This is a genomic window from Streptosporangium sp. NPDC000509 (assembly GCF_042898365.1).
Lineage (GTDB): Bacteria > Actinomycetota > Actinomycetes > Streptosporangiales > Streptosporangiaceae > Streptosporangium.
Genome location: NZ_JBIAYX010000009.1, coordinates 17,194 through 34,349 on the forward strand (window position 1 = coordinate 17,194; position 17,156 = coordinate 34,349).

The window sequence follows — 17,156 nt, forward strand, 5'->3', positions numbered from 1 at the left end:
TGCCGGACTGGCAGCCCAGGACCGTGAGGGTGCTGCCGCCACCGCCGCCGCCGTGGCCGCCGCCGGGGGTCTCCAGGGACTGCAGGTCGAGAAGGATCATCGAAGTTGCTCCGTTTCTACGGGTTCTACGGGTTGTGTGGAACGGGGGATGCCTAGTGGCAGAGCAGGAGGCTCAGGTTGCTGGGCTTGCCGGACTGGCAGCCCAGGACCGTGAGGGTGCTGCCGCCACCGCCGCCGCCGTGGCCGCCGCCGGGGGTCTCCAGGGACTGCAGGTCGAGAAGGACCATGGGATTGCCTCACTTCTGCTGGGAACCGAACCGATATCGGGAAAACCGGGATGCCTAGTGGCAGAGGGCGACGCTCAGGTTGCTGGGCTTGCCGGACTGGCAGCCCAGGACCGTGAGGGTGCTGCCGCCGCCACCGCCACCACCGCCGGTGGGGGCTTCCAGGGACTGCAGGTCGAGAAGGACCATGTCGTTACACCTCCTTCGATGTCGATGTGTCGTGGGGGCCAAACCGTCCGGCGGGTCCGTGCGCGGACACCCCTGACGGGGTGCTCGTGTCGCCGGGCGGCTCGATGAAGGGGAGGAACACCGGCCGGTCGTGCAGCACGGCGCTCATCGCGAACAGGACTCCGGCCGTGCCGGTCGCGAAGTCCATGGAGAGCCTGAGCAGTTGGTTACCGGGGAAGGCGAGTCCGCCGCCGTGGGGCAGCGCGTGCCAGGCCAGCCCGCGAAGCTGCTCGGCCATGTCGGTGTGGTCGGTGAGGGAGGCGTTCGGCTCGGAGCACAGACCCCAGCCGAGGGCGCCGAGCATGCCGCTCCGGCCGGTGAACAGGCCGGACTGCACGAAGTAGCGTCCCCGGGTGACACGCCGGCAGCCGTCGAGCGCGGCGCGCAGGTCCTCGTCCTCCCGGTGGGCGAGGTAACGGGCGAGGACGATGCCGATGCCCACCGACCCCTCGTCCAGGTAGGGCAGCGTGCGCCAGCCCTGGTCGACCTGGAGGGTTCCGTCCTCACCGGTGACGCAGCGCCGCAGGTCCTGCCGGAGCGCCACGGCGGCCCTGTCGAGCAGCGACGCGTCGCCGGTGTGCTCGTAGGCGTGCAGGAAGAGAAGAGCGGGCCCGGAGGAGCCGTACATCAGCCCGGCCCGGGGGTGGACGCCGCCGCTGACCTGGGGTACGTCCTCGGGCCCGCCCAGCCTGTCGGAGCAGATGCCGGTGATCTGCAGGGCCACCTCGGTGAAGGTCCGCTCGCCGGTGGTCCGGCCCAGGTGGAGAAGGTTCAGGCCCATGCCGGCCAGGCCGCTGAACAGCCCGAGCTCCAGCGCCTCCCATTTCTGGCGCAGGCACAGGTCGGCGGTGTCGATCGCGTCCTGGCGGTGCCCGAGCAGGTCGAGGACGTAGGCCACACCGTGCAGGCCGTCGTAGAACCCGATCCCCGTCCCCGGGGCCGGGGCGAGCGCCTTCGCGCGCAGCCAGTCCTCGTGCTCGGGACGGCGCTCGGCTCCGGTGCTCGCCAGCGCGTAGAGCACGCCGGCCGCGCCGTACGCGAGGTTGACGCCGCCGCCGGGCTGGAACTGGGCGACGTCACCGGGGAAGAGCCGGTCCTCGCGCTCGGGGGTGGCGCTCGCCAGGATGGCCCGGGTCATCGCCTCCTTGAGCCGGGGCCAGCTGTCGCGTCCCGGTTTCGGGTAGGGCGTGGCCGCAGCGGGTTCGGGGCCCGCGACGGTGAGGACCGCCTCGTCGAGCATCTCGCGCGGCACGGGGAAGGTCTCGCCGATGAGCCTGGCCAGCTCGGTCACCTTGGCGCGGTCGAGCGGCAGCATGATCGTGAGCTGGGGGGCGAAGAGCCCGAGGCAGAGGCAGGAGAGGGCGTACAGGTCGACGTCGACGCCCTGCCGGTCGGCCGGGGCGCCGTACGCGGGGTGGGCGAGCGCCGCGCGGCCGCGGTCCTCGGTGAGGGTCGCCACCTCGTAGTCGATCAGGGTCAGGCGGCCGTCCTCGGTCACGAGGATGTTGTTCGGGTGCAGGTCGCCGAAGACCACCCCGCGCTCGTGCAGGGACTCGACCGCCCGGCGCACCTTGGGAAGTATGTCGAGCACCCAGGCGGTGTACTCGGCGATGGCCGCCTCGTCGCAGGTCGCCCTGGTGAGCGGGTATTTGTGCACGAGCTGGCGCTGGAGCGGGTTGCCGTCGACGAACTCCTCGACCAGGAAGTGGTGCCCGCCCAGGGTGAAGTAGTCGATCAGTGTGGGCACCGCGTCCAGTCCGGACAGGCGCTCCAGCATGTCGCGCTCGTGCGCCAGCCGCGCCACCGCGTCCCGGCCGGCGGCGTCCAGGCCGGCGTGCGGGCGGGCCTCCTTCAGTACGACCCGCTCCCCGGTGCGCAGGTCCTCTCCCAGGTAGACACCGCCACCGTTGGAGAACTGCATCACGCTCTCGACCCGGTACGGCAGCCCTTCGGTGGTGACCGCGTTGCGGGCCGCCAGGTGGGGTTCGAGGAAGGCGGGCAGCGTCACCCAGGACGGCACGCCGAAGGAGGGCTCCCGCACGTCGGGGACGAGCCGGCCCTCGCCGTCCTCGATGGCCAGCACCAGCTCGCCGTTGTCGGCCAGGCAGCGCCGTCCGGCGAAGCCGCCGTACCGTACGAAGAGCGGGCCCTGGCCGTAGCGGAGGTCGCTGAGGATGTAGGGCCCCTCGACGCCCGTGAGCAGCTCGTCGAGCTCCTTGAGGGTGAGCTCCAGCTGCGCCTCGTCCACCGGGTAGATCGTCACGAGCTTCCCGCTGGAGCCACGGGGGGCGGCCTTGGAGTTCAACATGGTCATGACCGGCAGGCTGCGGAGGAACTTGAACGCGATGCCGCGGGGGACGCAGTAGTCCCAGACCGCCTCTATGGCGCGGTCGGCGTCCTCGGCGCGAGCGGAGACGTGGATCTTCCAGCCCTGGGCGGGTGTGCGACCGTCGAGCGGCGCGTAGTGCATCCAGGTGTCGGTCGCCTGGTGCTGCCAGCCGTCCGGGACATCCCGGGTAGCGAGCGCGAAATCGGGGTGATCACCCCGGCGGCCGTCAAGCGTGTCGTAAAAAAGCGGGTCGGCCAGGCAATAAAGCTCATACTGGTCATCCACCACATTCTCCCCTGCTGTCTTCCAGAAGAGAGAATTACGGATAACCCGAGGAACCACTAGTTACAAACTAAACCAGTCGTATATGCGAAACTCACAGTGTCAACCATGACGATGTGCGCTACCTGCGCTTTCGTGGTAAACGTGAATATCATTCGGGAAAATTGGTGGGAACCTCGGCCATCAGAGTGAACCACCCGTCCGTGCCGCCGACCGCCCGAACCGTGCCGCCCAGCTCGCCCACGCGGTGACCCAGGTTGTCCACGCCGTTGCCGGTGGAGGCGGTCCCGAAGGCGCCTCCGGAGGGGGTCTCCTGCCGGGGAGCCCCGTCGTTGACGACGGTGAGGCGCAGCCGGCCGTCGTACTCGACCAGCTCGATCGCGCACCGCTTCACCCGGCTGTGCCGCAGCATGTTCGTCACGCCCTCGCGGACCACGGCGCCCAGCGCGGTGCTCATCACCTCGGGAAGCTCGTCCACGTCGACCCGGACCGAGCAGTAGGCCCCGAAGCCCTCCATCAGGGTCCTGGCCCGCGTGACCTCGCCGGAGAACGACAGCCGGCGGGCGGCCTCCGACACGTTCCGTACGGCGTGCGCGGCCTGCCGCACCGCCTGCAACACCTCTTCCAGCTCCTCGCGCAGGCGCGCGTCGCCGTTCGCCTTCCTGTGGGCCAGCTCTCCCTTGATGGACGCCAGCCAGAGCCAGTGCCCCACGATGTCGTGCATGTCGCGGGCGAATCTCTCGTACGCCCTGCTGAGTACCCGCTCCCGCTCGGCGTGGAGCCGTCTGATCCGCAGGGCGAGGACGAGTGTCACGCCCAGTGAGACCAGCAGGATGCCCGTTCCGACCGCTCCGACGAGGTAAGCGGGGTGGGGCATGGAACGCCTCTCGCAGGAGAAATGATATTCCCGCTAATAAACTCAAAAAAGTCGTTAAATGTCAATCAAGAGGCGTGGTTCCGCGACGTGAGGCGGCAGGCGAGGGCCACCAGGAAATCAGCATGAAATGCGGCGATATAGCCTGTCTAATGTTTCGTCGGCGAATCGTGATCGCCTTGCTTCCCGCGTGGGGACGGCGGGCGGGAGTATCGGGCGGGATCTCTCAGATGAGCCCGAGCGCCGAGGGCAGCAACAGGTACGCTCCGGCCACCAGGCACGCGCCCGCCACCACGAGGAACAGAAAGACCCAGAATCCGCCGGGCAGGAAGGTGAGCCTGGCGAGCTGGTCGGCGTCGGAGTCGGGCGCCTGGTGGCGACGCCGCTTGCGCTGGAGCTCCACGATCGGCCGGATGCCGCCCAGCAGCAGGAACCACACGGCCAGATAGGCCAGGACCGCGTCCATGTCGGGCGCCGCGTACCAGGTGAAGGCGAAGATCGCGCCTCCGGTGGCGAGCAGGCTCACCACGCCGAACAGGTTGCGGATCAGCAGCAGCATGCAGAACAGCAACCCGATCACTATCGTGATCAGCACCGCCACATAGCCCGAGGAGGTGAGCCACGCCCCGCCCAGTCCCAGCAGGGACGGGGTGACGTATCCGGCGGCGGCGGTCAGGATCATGCCGAACCCTCGGGGCTTTCCCCTGGTCAGGGTGACACCCGAAGTGTCGGAGTGCAGCCGGATGCCCTCCAGTTTGCGCCGGGTGAGCAGCGCCACCAGCGCGTGCCCGCCCTCGTGGGCGATGGTGATCAGCCCTCGCGACAGCTGCCACGAGGTGGACCACGACACCACGCCCAGCGCGGCCAGAGCGGACAGCAGCACAACCCACAGGGGCGGCCCGGAACGGGACGTGGTCAGGGTCACCCAGAGGTCGGACAACGCTCGTTTCTCCTTCGCGGCGTGAGAGTAAAGCGTCCCACGACTGCCGGTGTGCTGGGGATAAAGTCGGAACCGTGCCGAATATGATGCCGGAATTCGCGGCCGCGGGCGGTTGCGCCCGTCGGCGAGGACCGGGCCGGACCGGAGAGATCCCGCTCGGCGGCGGCCCCATCCGTACGCCCGTCGGCCTCACACGCCCGGCAGGCCTGGCGACGACCGGATCCGTGCGCTGTACTGGCAAAACGCGGACAATCTCCTTGGCTCCTCCGCGCACTACACTTCGGTCGGCAGGACATTGATGGTCGGGAGAAACTCGTGAACGATCGGAACGCCGAGCTCATCAAGACGTTCTACGAGGCATTCGCGCGCCGCGACGCCGACGCGATGGAGCTCTGCTACCACCCTGACGTCACCTTCGGTGACCCCGTCTTCCAGGACCTCGAAGGACGCGACAAGGTCATGGGCATGTGGCGGATGCTGCTGAGCCGCAGCCCCGACCTCGCCGTGACCGTACGCGACATCACCGCGCGCCCGTACGAGGGCACGGCGCACTGGACCGGTCGTTACACCTTCGGCGAGAGGGGCAGGAGGGTCGTCAACGAGGTCGACGCCCTCTTCCGCTTCGAGGACGGACTGATCGTCCGCCACCACGACGACTTCGACCTCAGGCGCTGGTCCAAGATGGCGATGGGCCGGCCGGTCGGAATCGTCCTCGGCTGGACCCCGATGCTGAGGGCGAAGATCCGTGCCACCGCGATGCGGTCGCTGCAGGAGTTCATGAGCGTCCGATGAGGAGAGACGTGTGACCGACCGGCGAATGCGAGGCCTGCGGAGCCTGATGCGCGGGCGTTCCGGCACCGGTCGGGAGTCTCCCGAGCGATCGATGGACCCCAGGTCCGCCGGCGAGGAGCGGCCGGCCCCGCCCCGTTCGCGCGTCATCGACAACGCGATCTACGTCAACGGTCATCGGGCGGCGACCCCCGAGTCGCTGCCCGAGGCGTTCGACCGCCTGAAGAACACCCCGGACAGCATGGCCTGGATCGGCTTCTACCGGCCGGAGGACGGCGTCATCCTCAACGTCGCCGAGGAGTTCGACCTGCACGAGCTGGCGGTCGAGGACGCCATCGTCGCCCACCAACGCCCCAAGGCCGACCGCTACGGCGACACCCTGTTCGTGGTGCTGCGCCCGGCCCGCTACCTCGACGAGGCCGAGGAGGTCGACTTCGGCGAGCTGCACGTCTTCGTCGGCAAGAACTTCGTGATCACCGTACGGCACAGTGAGGCTCCCGACCTGTCCCAGGTCCGCCGCCGCATGCAGCACGACCCCGAACTGCTCGGCCAGGGGCCGCAGGCGGTGCTCTACGCCATCCTCGACGCGGTCGTGGACGGCTACGCCCCCGTGGTCGCCGGCCTGCAGAACGACATCGACGAGATCGAGGTCCAGGTCTTCGGCAACGAACCCGGGGTCTCCCGCCGCATCTACGAGCTGTCGCGCGAGGTGATCGAGTTCCAGCGGGCCACCCAGCCGCTCCTGGGCATGATCGAGGGTTTCATCGCGGGCGCGGACAAGTACGGGGTGGACCAGGAACTGCAGAGATACCTGCGGGACGTGGCCGACCACGCGATCACCGTCGCCGAGCGGGTGAGCGGCTTCCGCCAGATGCTCCACGACATCCTCGTGGTCAACTCGACCATGGTGGCCCAGGCCCAGAACGAGCACATGACCAACCTCACCGAGGCGAGCAACGCCCAGAACGAGGAGGTCAAGCGGATCTCCGCGTGGGCCGCGATCCTGTTCGCCCCCACCCTCGTCGGCACCATCTACGGCATGAACTTCGACGTGATGCCCGAGATCCACTGGGCGTGGGGCTATCCCTTCGCGGTCATGCTCATGGCGGGCGTCTGCCTCACCCTCTATCTGGTGTTCAAACGCCGAGATTGGCTGTGAACCCGTCGTGAGCCCCGGGCCACCGGCCCGAGGCCCATCGGCGAGGCTCAGCCGAGCTTGGTCAGAATCAGGTCCAGCTTGCCGTCCATGGAGTCCATCCGGACCTCGAAGGCGTCCATCCGGCCTTCCATGGACTTCATCCGGCTTTCGAAGGACTCCATCCAGGCGTCCATCTTCACCTCAAGGTTGTCGACGATTTCGAAAAGCGAGGGCGGTCAGCCGAGCAGCTTGCGGGCGGCCGCCTCGATCTCGGCCTCCGACAGCAGCACGTGTCTCGCCGCCTCACCCAGGGGGATGAAGCTGTCCGAGGAGGTCACCCGGGCGATCCTGCCGGTGAAACCCGCGTCGAGCAGCTCGGCGACGATGCTCTCCGAGACGCCCCCGGTGCGGCGGGTCTCGTCGGCGATCAGCACCCGGCCGGTCAGCTCCGCGGCTCGCATCAGGTCCTCGACCGGGAGGGGGGAGAGCCAGCGCAGGTCCAGGACCCGGCAGCTGTGCCCCTCCGCGGTGAGCCTCACCGCGGCGCGCAGGCTCATCCGCAGCCCGTTGCCGAAGGTCACGATGGTCAGGTCGCGGCCGTCGCCGTAGCTGCGGGCGCGTCCGATCGGGATGTGCGTCTCCGCCCATCGCACCGGGGGGGCGTACGGGGCGAGCCAGCCGTTGTCACCCTCCTCGAACATGTCGCGGGTGTTGTACAGGGCGATGGGCTCAAGGAAGACGCAGACGCTGCCGTCGACGCGGGCGGCGGCGAGGCAGGTGCGCAGCATCGAGGCGGCGTCGTCGGGCCGGGCGGGGGAGGCCACGACCAGGCCGGGTATGTCGCGCAGGGCGGCGATGGAGTTGTCGTTGTGGAAGTGGCCGCCGAAGCCCTTCTGGTAGGCGTAGGAGGCGACGCGCACCACCATCGGGTTGCGAAAGGCTCCCTGGGAGAAGAACTGGAGCGTCGCGGCCTCGCCCCGGATCTGGTCCAGGGCGTTGTGCAGGTAGGCCAGATACTGGATCTCGGGCACCGGCAGCAGGCCGGAGACTCCCGAGCCGAGCGCGAGGCCGAGCACGGACTGCTCGTCGAGGAGGGTGTCGAACACCCGGCCGGGGCCGAAGCGCTTCTGCAGGCCGCGCGTGACGCCGTAGACGCCGCCCTTGCGTGCCACGTCCTCGCCGAAGACGAGCACGTCGGGGTGGGCGGCCAGGGAGTCGGCGAGGGTGCGGTTGACGGCCTGGGAGAAGGTCAGCGGGCCCTCCCGCTCGGGGAGCCTGCCGGCGAAGGCCCTCGACCTGACGTCGGTGGCCGCCACTTCGGTGCAGGCCGCGGCGACGGCCGCGGGGGTGCGCGGGGCGAGCGGCTCCACGATGTCGAAGGCGGAGATCAGCCGAGGGCGCCGAGAGCTCTCCATCGCCATCTTGAACAGGTGCTCGCGCGTCGTCTCGTACCGGAGCAGCAGTTCGTCGGGGGTGGTCAGGCCGGCCTCGACGAGCAGCCTGGCGGTCGCCACCAGCGGGTCGCGCGCCAGGTCGGCGTCGATCTCCCGCTTGGTCCGATACGACAGCTCCACGTCCGAGCCCGCGTGGCCCATCAGCCGGACGGTGCTCACGCGCAGCAGGGCGGGCGCGCGGTGCGTGCGGACGTGGTCGGTGGCGGCCAGCGCCATGTCGTGGACGTCGGCCAGGTCACAGCCGTCGGCCTCGAAATACCTCATCAACGGGTGGCGGGCGGCCTTGACCCAGCCGTCGGGGGTGCGCACGCTGATGCCCAGGCCGTTGTCCTCACAGACGAAGAGGATCGGCAGCGGCAGCTTCTGGTATGAGCCGTAGGCGGCCGTGTTGAGGCCCGACAGGGCGCTGGCGTGGTTCGTCGAGGCGTCGCCGAAACTGCAGATCACGATCGCGTCGCTCGGCCACGGCCCCGGCACGCCGAGCTGGCGGGCGCGCTCGATGGCGAAGGCCACACCCACCGCGCGGGGCAGGTGGCTGGCGATCGTGGAGGTCTGGGGGATCACCGCGAGGTCCGGGTGGCCGAAGACCTTGTGCCGCCCGCCCGCGATCGGCTCCTCGACCGAGGCGGTCAGGCCGAGCAGCACGTCGCGCAGCCCTTCCTCGGGCAGCCGTCCCGCCATCGCCGACCTGGTCAGGTAGAAGGCGCCCGACCGGTAGTGCAGGAGGGCCGGATCGGTGACGCGCGACGCGGCGGCGACCGCGGCGTTGCCCTCGTGCCCGGCCGAGCCGATCGTGTAGAACCCCTCGCCCTGCTCGCGCAGCCAGCGGGCGGTGACGTCCAGCAGCCTGCTGCCGAGCTGGAACTGAAACAGCTCGCGGCACCTGGCCCCGGTCAGGGTGGTGTCCTCCCGCACGGGCAGGCCGGGGTCGCGCGGTGTGCCGGGGGAAAGGGCACTCACGGCGTCGGTGAAATGGGTCTCAACAGTGTCGCGCGCCACAGCCCGATTATGTCCCCCATCGACGGACGCCGTCCCCAACCTTGACATCTTTGATGGCGACGAGATGGCGGACCGATCATGTTTAACCAGTATTCATGACGCATTGTCAGACGTGATTTTACGGCCCGTTCGACGAATGAACGGGAACGTCGGAGCCGGATACTTCACGCCGGTCCCCAGGGTGAGGCCTTGACGCCGGAACTCCGGCGCGACACTGCCGGCGCAGGGCCCTGACACGGGAATCCGACACCGGGCCTGCCGGGCAGGATGAGTCGGGTCAGAAGGGCGGAAGCCCCGAACAGGGTGAGCGCATTCGTTTCCGGCCTTGTGTTCCGATCCATGGGTATCTCGCGCCCCTGTTGCCACAAGCCGTTCCTCCTGCGGACTTCTCGCGGAGGGTCTCTTTGCCATCGGCGGATACTGCGGCTGCCAGCATCTTCGGAGTTCACGTCCATCGCATCAGTCACATGAGTGGAGACGCGCATGCTTGGAAAATTGATTCTCACCGGGGCGGTGGGGGCGGTCGTCATGCTGCCGGCCGCCGCCCACGCCGCCGGACCGTCTCCGGATACGGCGAGGTCCGTCACGGCGCTTTCCGGTGACACGCCGGTTTCCGGGATGCCGGCCGTTGGGAGCGCACCGGCGTACGGAAACCCGTCGGCGCCGCTGTCCGCACCGGTGTCCGCGCCGGCGCCCTCGGTCGCGACGCCGCCTCCGCCCGCGCCGGGAACCGCTCCGGTGCCCGCGGCCGCGGTGCCCGGGACTCCGCCTCCGCCCGACGCGTCGCTCACGCCCGGCACGACCCCGCCCGGCGTCGTCCCGCCCGGTTCCACTCCGCCTGGCACCACTCCGCCCGGTACGACCCCGCCTGGCACCACTCCGCCCGGTACGACCCCGCCCGGTTCCACTCCGCCTGGCACGACCCCGCCCGACACGACTCCGCCCGGCACCACCCCGCCGGTCGGCGTCGCGCCGCCCGTGACCGTCCCGCCGGTCCAGGTCGTATCGACGCCGGTGATCTTCGCCGCGCCGGGCACGCCGCTCGCGGTCACGTCGGCCGTCGCCGCATGGGCGGGAACGTTCTGTGCGCCGACCGGCGTCGTGGCCGTGACCGGCTCGTGTCTGTAACCGGCTCACGCCGGTGCTCGTGACCGTCCCGTGCCCGCACCTGTGATCGGCTCGCGCCGGTGACGGTCCCATGCCCGTGACCGTCCCGCGCGAGGGAGACGCGGGTGAGATGCGGACAAGACACGGCGACGTTACGGATGACCGTGCCGGTGACCGGCCGCCGTGCCACTCCGGCAGATTCGCGCGGCCGTGCGGCCCGCGCGAAACCCCTCCCGGCCCCGGCCGGTCTTCGATCGCCCTCCCGCCCCCGGGCGGGAGAAGGCATCTTTGCCGATGTGCGCCGCAAAACAGGAAGAGTCTTGTGGAAGGGTGCCCTTCTCGGCGGGCGGACTCGGAGAAGGATGGGAAGGAGTGACGCGGGAGAGGAGCCGCCATGCCGGTACGGGACGAGGGGCGACCGGTGGTCGTCGGATACGACGGTTCGGCGGAGAGCCGCCTGGCCCTGCGATGGGCCGTCGAGGACGCCCGCCTGAGATTTCTCCCGCTGCTCGTCTGCCACGCCTGGCAGTGGCCCTACCCCAGGCTCTCCCTCGCCCCCGAGACCACCGAGGTCGTACGGCGGATGGGCGGGCGCGTCCTGGAGAACGGGCTGATGACCGCGCGTGAGATGGCACCCAGGGCGTCCATACACGGGCGACTGGTGGAGGGGACCCCGGCCGCGGCCCTGGTGGGCCTGTCGAACGCCGCGGAGCTGATCGTGATCGGCCCGCGTGGCGTGCGGGATCCGGAGGAGCTGCGGATCGGCTCGACCGTCGAGGTCGCCGCGCACGCCCGCTGCCCGGTGGCCGTCGTCAGGAGACCGGGCCACCAGCGCGTCGGCCGTGTGGCGATCGCGGTGGAGGACGCGGCCGTCGACTCGCAGGAGCTGGCCGTCGCCTTCGAGGAGGCGAGGCTGCGCAGGGCGTCGCTGCTCATCATCTGCCTCTGTTCCGAGGACACCGGCGACCTCAGGTCGGCGGCCGTCCACTTCAACACCAGCGTCGCGGTGTGGGAGGAGAGATATCCCACGGTCGTGGTGGAGACGATGATCGAGACACGACCTCACGTCGAGGTGCTCCGCCACGCGGCCGACCGTTCGGACCTGCTGGTCGTCCCCGACCGGGAGCACCACGATCCGCTGGATCCCGCGATCGGCCCGGTCTGCCAGGTGATGCTGCGCGAGGCGCCGTGCACGGTCGTGGTGACCCCCTCGCAGGCGTGGAGTCCGTCCACCTGGGCGGAGCTGTCCGCCAGGGGTTAGCGGTCCTTAACCTTGGGAGGCGGCCAGCGCCGCGCGTGCCATACCGCGCAGCAACTCGGCCATCGCCGCGGGCGGCAGCTCGCCCGCGCTGTGCGGGGTGGAGTTGAGCAGTCCGAAGACGGCGTGGGTCGCGGCGCGCAGCCCGGCCTGGGAACGCGCGGGGTAGAGCTCGCTCAGCACGGTGACCCACTCCTCGACGTACAGCCGTTGCAGCCGACGGATCCGGCGGCGCGCGGGCTCGGGCACGTTACCGAGTTCCCTGTCGTGCACGGTGATCAGTGCGGGGTGGCTGAGCGCGAACTCGATCTGACAGCTGAGCAGGGCGTCCAGTGCCTGCTCCGCGTCGGCGGCCTCGGTCACGCGGCGCGCGCCCGAGGTGTGCAGGCGCTCGCTGACATCCAGCAGCATCTCCGCGAGCAGGGCGTCCTTGCCGCTGAAGTGGCGGTACAGGGCCGGGCCCGAGGTGCCGACCGCGCCGCCGATCTCCTCGATCGAGACGCCGTGGAAGCCGCGGGCGGCGAACAGCTCCGCCGCGGCGTCCAGGATCTCCGTGCGCCGGGAGCCACGGGTGCGTGCAGGGGACTGAGCAGTCGTCACCTCTCGCATGGTAGACGGTAACGTTAATAATGACTAACATCTGCGATGAAGTCGGGCATCGGTGCCCCGGCGATGGCAGCGCCGGGGAGGATCGGATGATCCGGGCGGAGCGGACGGGGAGGCTCGTATGAGTGGCTGGCCGGTGCTGCGGAGCGCCTGTGATCCGGGCGGTGAGGGCTTCAAACGCAACGCCGAGGTGAACGAGCGTCTGGTCGCCGACCTCAGGGAGCGCCTCGCCGTGGCGGGGCTGGGCGGCCCCGAGAAGTCGCGCGCCCGGCACGTCTCCCGGGGCAAGCTGCTGCCCCGCGACCGCGTCGACTCGCTGCTCGACCCCGGTTCACGCTTCCTGGAGCTCTCCCAGCTGGCCGCGGGAGGGATGTACGACGACGTGGCCCCCGCCGCCGGGATCATCACCGGGGTGGGCCGTGTCTCGGGGCGCGAGTGCGTGGTCGTCGCCAACGACGCCACCGTCAAGGGCGGCACCTACTATCCGATCACCGTCAAGAAGCATCTGCGGGCCCAGGAGGTCGCCCTCCACAACAACCTGCCGTGCGTCTATCTCGTCGACTCGGGAGGCGCGTTCCTCCCCGAACAGGACGAGGTCTTCCCCGACCGCGAGCACTTCGGCCGGATCTTCTACAACCAGGCGACCATGTCCGCGCGCGGCATCCCGCAGATCGCCGCGGTCCTCGGCTCCTGCACCGCGGGCGGCGCGTACGTCCCGGCGATGAGCGACGAGGCGGTGATCGTCCGCAACCAGGGCACGATCTTCCTCGGCGGCCCGCCGCTGGTGAAGGCCGCCACCGGCGAGGAGGTCACCGCGGAGGAGCTGGGCGGCGGCGACCTGCACGCCCGCGTCAGCGGCGTCACCGACCACCTCGCCGACGACGACCGCCACGCGCTGCGGATCGTCCGCGACATCGTCTCCACCCTCGCGCCGCGCACGCCCTCCCCCTGGGAGCGCGTGCCCTCCGAGGAGCCCGCGCACGACCCCCGCGACCTGTACGGCATCGTCCCCGCCGACACCCGCACCCCGTACGACGTCCGCGAGATCATCGCCAGGATCGTGGACGGCAGCAGGTTCGGCGAGTTCAAGGCCGAGTACGGCGCCACGCTCGTCACCGGGTTCGCCCGCATCCACGGCCACCCCGTCGGGATCGTCGCCAACAACGGCATCCTGTTCGGTGAGTCGGCGCTCAAGGGCGCCCACTTCATCGAGCTGTGCGACCGGCGCAACACCCCGCTGGTGTTCCTGCAGAACATCAGCGGCTTCATGGTCGGCAGGGCGTACGAGGCGGGGGGCATCGCCAAGCACGGCGCGAAGATGGTCACCGCCGTCGCCTGCGCCCGGGTGCCCAAGTTCACCGTGGTCGTCGGCGGCTCGTTCGGGGCCGGCAACTACGCGATGGCCGGGCGCGCCTACTCGCCCCGGTTCCTGTGGATGTGGCCGGGGGCGCGCATCTCGGTGATGGGCGGCGAGCAGGCCGCCAACGTCCTGTCCACCGTGGGCGACGCCGACCCCGACGCCATCCGCGCGCAGTACGAGGAGCAGGGCAACCCCTACTACTCCACCGCCCGCCTCTGGGACGACGGGGTCATCGATCCCCTCGACACCCGTACCGTCCTGGGCCTGGCCCTGTCGGCCTCGGCCAACGCCCCCCTCGAACCCGTCGGCTACGGCGTCTTCCGGATGTGACCGCCCCATGACCCACTCAGCCCACTCGACTCACCCGGGCCACCAGGCCTCCTCGGCGTACGCGTCGCCGTCGCGCGGGGGCCGGATGTTCGACACCGTCCTCGTCGCCAACCGCGGCGAGATCGCTCTGCGGATCACCCGCACCCTCCGGAGGCTGGGCATCCGCTCGGTCGCCGTCCACAGCGACGCCGACGCCGGGGCGCGGCACGTCCGCGAGGCCGACGTCGCGGTGCGGCTCGCCGGCGGTTACCTCGACACCGACGGCATCCTCGCCGCCGCCGCCGCGACCGGCGCCCAGGCGGTGCATCCCGGATACGGCTTCCTCGCCGAGAACGCGGACTTCGCCCGGCGCTGCGCGGAGGCCGGGCTCGTCTTCGTCGGCCCGCCGCCGGAGGCCGTGGAGGCGATGGGCGACAAGATCCGCGCCAAGGCCACCGTCTCGGCGGCCGGGGTGCCGGTCGTCCCCGGCGGCGCCGAGCCCGGCGACGACCTGGCCGAAGCGGCCGGGCGGGTCGGCTTCCCCGCGCTGATCAAGCCGTCGGCGGGCGGCGGAGGCAAGGGCATGGTGCTCGTGCGCTCCGCGGCGGAGCTGCCGGAGGCGCTGGCGTCCGCCCGCCGCACGGCCGCCGCCGCGTTCGGCGACGCGACCCTGCTGATCGAGCGGTTCGTGGAGAACCCCCGGCACATCGAGATCCAGGTGATGGCCGACGCCCACGGCGGCGTCATCCACCTGGGCGAACGTGAGTGCAGCCTTCAGCGCCGCCACCAGAAGATCGTCGAGGAGGCGCCGTCGCCACTCCTCGACGCCGAGACCAGGGCCGCGATGGGCGCGGCGGCGGTCGAGGCCGCCAGGTCCGTCGGCTACACCGGCGCGGGGACGGTCGAGTTCATCGTCCAGGGCGCCACCGGCGACTACTACTTCATGGAGATGAACACCCGCCTGCAGGTCGAGCACCCCGTCACCGAGCTGGTCACCGGCCTGGACCTCGTCGAACTCCAGCTCAGGGTCGCCGCCGGTGAGCCCCTCCCGCTCACCCAGGACGAGGTGCGCCTCGTCGGCCACGCCGTCGAGGCCCGCGTCTACGCCGAGGACCCCTCCCGGGGCTTCCTGCCGACCGGCGGCCGGGTCCTCGCGCTGCGCGAGCCACCGGGGGTGCGGGTCGACTCGGGACTGATGGCCGGGGGCCTGGTCGGCAGCGACTACGACCCGATGCTGTCGAAGGTCATCGCCTGGGGCAAGGACAGGACGGCCGCCCTGCGGCGGCTCGACGGCGCGCTCGCGGCGACGGCCGTACTCGGGGTGCCCACCAACATCGCCTTCCTGAGGGCCCTGCTCAGTCACCCCGCCGTCCTCGCCGGAGACCTCGACACCGGTCTGGTGGAGCGCCACCTCGACGAGCTCGTCTCCCGCGAGGACGTCCCCGCCGACGTCCTCGCCGCCGCCGCCCTGGTGCTGCACCGCGAGCACGCGCCCGCGGGCACGCCCGCCGACCCGTGGGACGTCCCCGACGGCTGGCGGCTGGGCGAGGCGGCCTGGACCGTCCACCGGCTGGAGAGCCGCGACGGGGTCTACGAGATCAGGGTCCGCGGCCTGCCCGCCTCGGGGGCCGAGGTCCGCATGCCCGGCGCGGAGGCCGTGCGGGCACGGCTCACCGAGGAGAGCGGCGGCGAGGACGGCGACCTGCTCGTCACTCTCGGCGAGACCGCGAGACGCTACGCCGTCGCCAGGGACGGCGACGTCGTCTGGCTCGGCCGCGACGGCGACGCCTGGGCGCTCACCCGCCACCACCTGGGAGACCCCGGCGACCGGGCCGGCGCGGGAGGCGCGGGTGACGGGCTGGTCCGCAGCCCGATGCCGGGCACCGTCCTGGTGGTGAAGGCGGGCGAGGGGGAGCGGGTCGCCGAGGGGCAGCCGCTGCTCATCGTGGAGGCGATGAAGATGGAGCACACCGTGACCGCGCCGATCGGCGGGGTCGTCGCCGAGCTGCGGGTCCGCGCGGGCCAGGCGGTCGCGATGGACGCCGTGCTCGCCGTGGTCCGCGAGGAGGAGTCGTGACGGTCTCCGCTCAGGTCGCGGAGGCCGTACGGGAACGCGGGAAGGTCGCGACGCGGACGACCAGATGGGCCGTGACCCACGACGACGGCGGAGTCACGGCCGGATGGGTCGCCGAGGCCGGGATTCCGGCCACGGGGACCGCGAGGCACGAACCGGTGAGGGGGGAATGATGCGCGAGCCACAGAGGGTCGAGGCCGCGGGGCTGCCGGAACGGGTCACGATCTACGAGGTCGGGCCGCGCGACGGGCTGCAGAACGAGGCCGCGGTGATTCCCGTCGAGGTCAAGGCCGAGTTCATCGCCCGGCTCGCCGCCGCCGGGCACCGCGTGATCGAGGCCACCAGCTTCGTCCATCCCAAGTGGGTGCCCCAGCTCGCCGACGCCTCGGAGCTGCTGGCGGGCATGAAACGGGTTCCCGGCGTGCGCTACCCGGTGCTCGTCCCCAACGAGCGCGGCCTCGACCGCGCGCTCGAACACGGCGTCGAGGAAATCGCGATCTTCGCCAGCGCCACCGAGACGTTCGCGGGCAGGAACCTCAACCGGACGCTGGAGTCGCAGTTCGCGATGTTCGAGCCGGTCGTCGCGCGGGCGCTGGGGCACGGCCTGAAGGTGAGGGCGTACGTCTCGATGTGCTTCGGCGACCCGTGGGAGGGGCCGACGCCCGTCGCCCAGGTCGTCTCCGTCGGGCGCAGGCTCCTCGACCTGGGCTGCTTCGAGCTGTCGCTCGGCGACACCATCGGTGTCGGCACCCCCGGCCACGTCGCCGCGCTGATCGAGGCGTTCGGCGGCCCGGACCGGCTCGCGGTGCACTTCCACGACACCTACGGTCAGGCCCTCGCCAACACCCTCACCGCACTGCGTGAGGGCGTGACCGTCGTCGACGCCTCCACCGGAGGCATCGGCGGCTGCCCGTACGCCGAGAGCGCCACCGGCAACCTCGCCACCGAGGACCTGGTCTGGATGCTGCACGGTCTCGGCGTCGAGACCGGGCTCGACCTCGCCGCGCTGGTGGAGACCAGCACCTGGCTCGCCGCGAGGCTCGGCCGCCCCAGCCCGTCGCGGGTCGTCCAGGCCCTGGGCGAGCACCCGTCCCGCACCACCGCAGAGAACGTCGAGGAGTGACC

The 17,156-nt window shown here is 70.9% G+C and carries 17 protein-coding genes; 8 read left to right on the forward strand and 9 right to left on the reverse strand.

Annotated features, from left to right (window positions below; all coding sequences use genetic code 11):
- The 6 genes from ACFY3D_RS17530 to ACFY3D_RS17555 all read right to left on the reverse strand — a co-directional run.
- Positions 1-100: SapB/AmfS family lanthipeptide (locus ACFY3D_RS17530; protein ID WP_389980966.1), on the reverse strand; the 100-nt coding region annotated here is incomplete at its 3' end.
- Between the two features lie 52 nt (positions 101-152).
- Positions 153-287 carry a SapB/AmfS family lanthipeptide gene (locus ACFY3D_RS17535; RefSeq protein WP_389980515.1) on the reverse strand — a complete coding sequence of 45 codons (135 nt, stop codon included), beginning with the start codon at positions 285-287 and terminating at the stop codon, positions 153-155.
- A gap of 54 nt (positions 288-341) precedes the next feature.
- Positions 342-473 (reverse strand): SapB/AmfS family lanthipeptide, encoded by a 132-nt coding sequence (locus ACFY3D_RS17540; protein ID WP_350944086.1) that lies wholly within the window; start codon positions 471-473, stop codon positions 342-344.
- A 4-nt stretch (positions 474-477) separates the two neighbouring features.
- A complete protein-coding gene (gene lanKC, locus ACFY3D_RS17545) occupies positions 478-3,126 on the reverse strand; it encodes a class III lanthionine synthetase LanKC (protein WP_389980518.1) in 2,649 nt (882 codons plus the stop codon).
- 148 nt (positions 3,127-3,274) lie between these two features.
- Positions 3,275-4,000 carry a sensor histidine kinase gene (locus tag ACFY3D_RS17550; RefSeq protein WP_389980520.1) on the reverse strand — a complete coding sequence of 242 codons (726 nt, stop codon included), beginning with the start codon at positions 3,998-4,000 and terminating at the stop codon, positions 3,275-3,277.
- Positions 4,001-4,223: 223 nt separating this feature from the next.
- Positions 4,224-4,937 (reverse strand): M50 family metallopeptidase, encoded by a 714-nt coding sequence (locus ACFY3D_RS17555; RefSeq protein ID WP_350944080.1) that lies wholly within the window; start codon positions 4,935-4,937, stop codon positions 4,224-4,226.
- A gap of 315 nt (positions 4,938-5,252) precedes the next feature.
- On the opposite strand from ACFY3D_RS17555, the gene ACFY3D_RS17560 reads away from it, so the two are divergent.
- A complete protein-coding gene (locus ACFY3D_RS17560) occupies positions 5,253-5,729 on the forward strand; it encodes a nuclear transport factor 2 family protein (RefSeq protein WP_389980522.1) in 477 nt (158 codons plus the stop codon).
- 10 nt (positions 5,730-5,739) lie between these two features.
- Positions 5,740-6,885 (forward strand): magnesium and cobalt transport protein CorA, encoded by a 1,146-nt coding sequence (locus ACFY3D_RS17565; protein WP_362900674.1) that lies wholly within the window; start codon positions 5,740-5,742, stop codon positions 6,883-6,885.
- A 47-nt stretch (positions 6,886-6,932) separates the two neighbouring features.
- Here the strand turns inward: ACFY3D_RS17565 and ACFY3D_RS17570 are convergent, their stop codons facing one another.
- Positions 6,933-7,058 carry a hypothetical protein gene (locus ACFY3D_RS17570; RefSeq protein WP_389980524.1) on the reverse strand — a complete coding sequence of 42 codons (126 nt, stop codon included), beginning with the start codon at positions 7,056-7,058 and terminating at the stop codon, positions 6,933-6,935.
- 42 nt (positions 7,059-7,100) lie between these two features.
- Entirely contained in the window at positions 7,101-9,317 is a 2,217-nt protein-coding gene (locus ACFY3D_RS17575; RefSeq protein WP_389980526.1) for a thiamine pyrophosphate-dependent enzyme, read from the reverse strand.
- 483 nt (positions 9,318-9,800) lie between these two features.
- On the opposite strand from ACFY3D_RS17575, the gene ACFY3D_RS17580 reads away from it, so the two are divergent.
- Both ACFY3D_RS17580 and ACFY3D_RS17585 read left to right on the forward strand, forming a co-directional pair.
- Positions 9,801-10,445 carry a hypothetical protein gene (locus ACFY3D_RS17580; RefSeq protein ID WP_389980528.1) on the forward strand — a complete coding sequence of 215 codons (645 nt, stop codon included), beginning with the start codon at positions 9,801-9,803 and terminating at the stop codon, positions 10,443-10,445.
- 373 nt (positions 10,446-10,818) lie between these two features.
- On the forward strand, positions 10,819-11,685 hold the full coding sequence (locus ACFY3D_RS17585) for a universal stress protein (protein ID WP_389980530.1): 867 nt from the start codon (positions 10,819-10,821) through the stop codon (positions 11,683-11,685).
- Positions 11,686-11,691: 6 nt separating this feature from the next.
- On the opposite strand, the gene ACFY3D_RS17590 is transcribed toward ACFY3D_RS17585, so the two are convergent.
- A complete protein-coding gene (locus ACFY3D_RS17590) occupies positions 11,692-12,291 on the reverse strand; it encodes a TetR/AcrR family transcriptional regulator (RefSeq protein WP_389980532.1) in 600 nt (199 codons plus the stop codon).
- A gap of 118 nt (positions 12,292-12,409) precedes the next feature.
- Between ACFY3D_RS17590 and ACFY3D_RS17595 the strand changes: the two genes are divergently transcribed.
- The 4 genes from ACFY3D_RS17595 (at position 12,410) to ACFY3D_RS17610 (ending at position 17,154) form a co-directional block, all read left to right on the forward strand.
- Positions 12,410-13,978, forward strand: a complete 1,569-nt coding sequence (locus ACFY3D_RS17595) for a carboxyl transferase domain-containing protein (RefSeq protein ID WP_350944066.1) — start codon at positions 12,410-12,412, stop codon at positions 13,976-13,978.
- An 85-nt stretch (positions 13,979-14,063) separates the two neighbouring features.
- The gene (locus ACFY3D_RS17600; protein ID WP_389980968.1) at positions 14,064-16,034 is read left to right on the forward strand and encodes an acetyl/propionyl/methylcrotonyl-CoA carboxylase subunit alpha; all 1,971 of its coding nucleotides are present in this window, start codon (positions 14,064-14,066) and stop codon (positions 16,032-16,034) included.
- A complete protein-coding gene (locus ACFY3D_RS17605) occupies positions 16,031-16,204 on the forward strand; it encodes a hypothetical protein (RefSeq protein ID WP_389980534.1) in 174 nt (57 codons plus the stop codon). Before ACFY3D_RS17600 ends, ACFY3D_RS17605 begins: the two co-directional genes overlap by 4 nt.
- Positions 16,201-17,154, forward strand: coding sequence for a hydroxymethylglutaryl-CoA lyase (locus ACFY3D_RS17610; protein WP_389980536.1), 954 nt, complete (start codon positions 16,201-16,203; stop codon positions 17,152-17,154). The genes ACFY3D_RS17605 and ACFY3D_RS17610 overlap by 4 nt, the downstream gene beginning before the upstream one ends.
- Positions 17,155-17,156: the final 2 nt, after the last annotated feature.

What these genes read in the sequence shown, in the direction of transcription:
- ACFY3D_RS17610 (WP_389980536.1), top strand. Translation starts at nt 16,201, where the DNA reads ATGATGCGCGAGCCACAGAGGGTCGAGGCCGCGGGGCTGCCGGAACGG.
- ACFY3D_RS17540 (WP_350944086.1), bottom strand. Translation starts at nt 473, where the DNA reads ATGGTCCTTCTCGACCTGCAGTCCCTGGAAGCCCCCACCGGCGGTGGT.
- ACFY3D_RS17550 (WP_389980520.1), bottom strand. Translation starts at nt 4,000, where the DNA reads ATGCCCCACCCCGCTTACCTCGTCGGAGCGGTCGGAACGGGCATCCTG.
- ACFY3D_RS17600 (WP_389980968.1), top strand. Translation starts at nt 14,064, where the DNA reads ATGTTCGACACCGTCCTCGTCGCCAACCGCGGCGAGATCGCTCTGCGG.
- ACFY3D_RS17535 (WP_389980515.1), bottom strand. Translation starts at nt 287, where the DNA reads ATGGTCCTTCTCGACCTGCAGTCCCTGGAGACCCCCGGCGGCGGCCAC.
- ACFY3D_RS17580 (WP_389980528.1), top strand. Translation starts at nt 9,801, where the DNA reads ATGCTTGGAAAATTGATTCTCACCGGGGCGGTGGGGGCGGTCGTCATG.
- ACFY3D_RS17585 (WP_389980530.1), top strand. Translation starts at nt 10,819, where the DNA reads ATGCCGGTACGGGACGAGGGGCGACCGGTGGTCGTCGGATACGACGGT.
- ACFY3D_RS17590 (WP_389980532.1), bottom strand. Translation starts at nt 12,291, where the DNA reads ATGCGAGAGGTGACGACTGCTCAGTCCCCTGCACGCACCCGTGGCTCC.
- ACFY3D_RS17570 (WP_389980524.1), bottom strand. Translation starts at nt 7,058, where the DNA reads ATGGACGCCTGGATGGAGTCCTTCGAAAGCCGGATGAAGTCCATGGAA.
- ACFY3D_RS17595 (WP_350944066.1), top strand. Translation starts at nt 12,410, where the DNA reads ATGAGTGGCTGGCCGGTGCTGCGGAGCGCCTGTGATCCGGGCGGTGAG.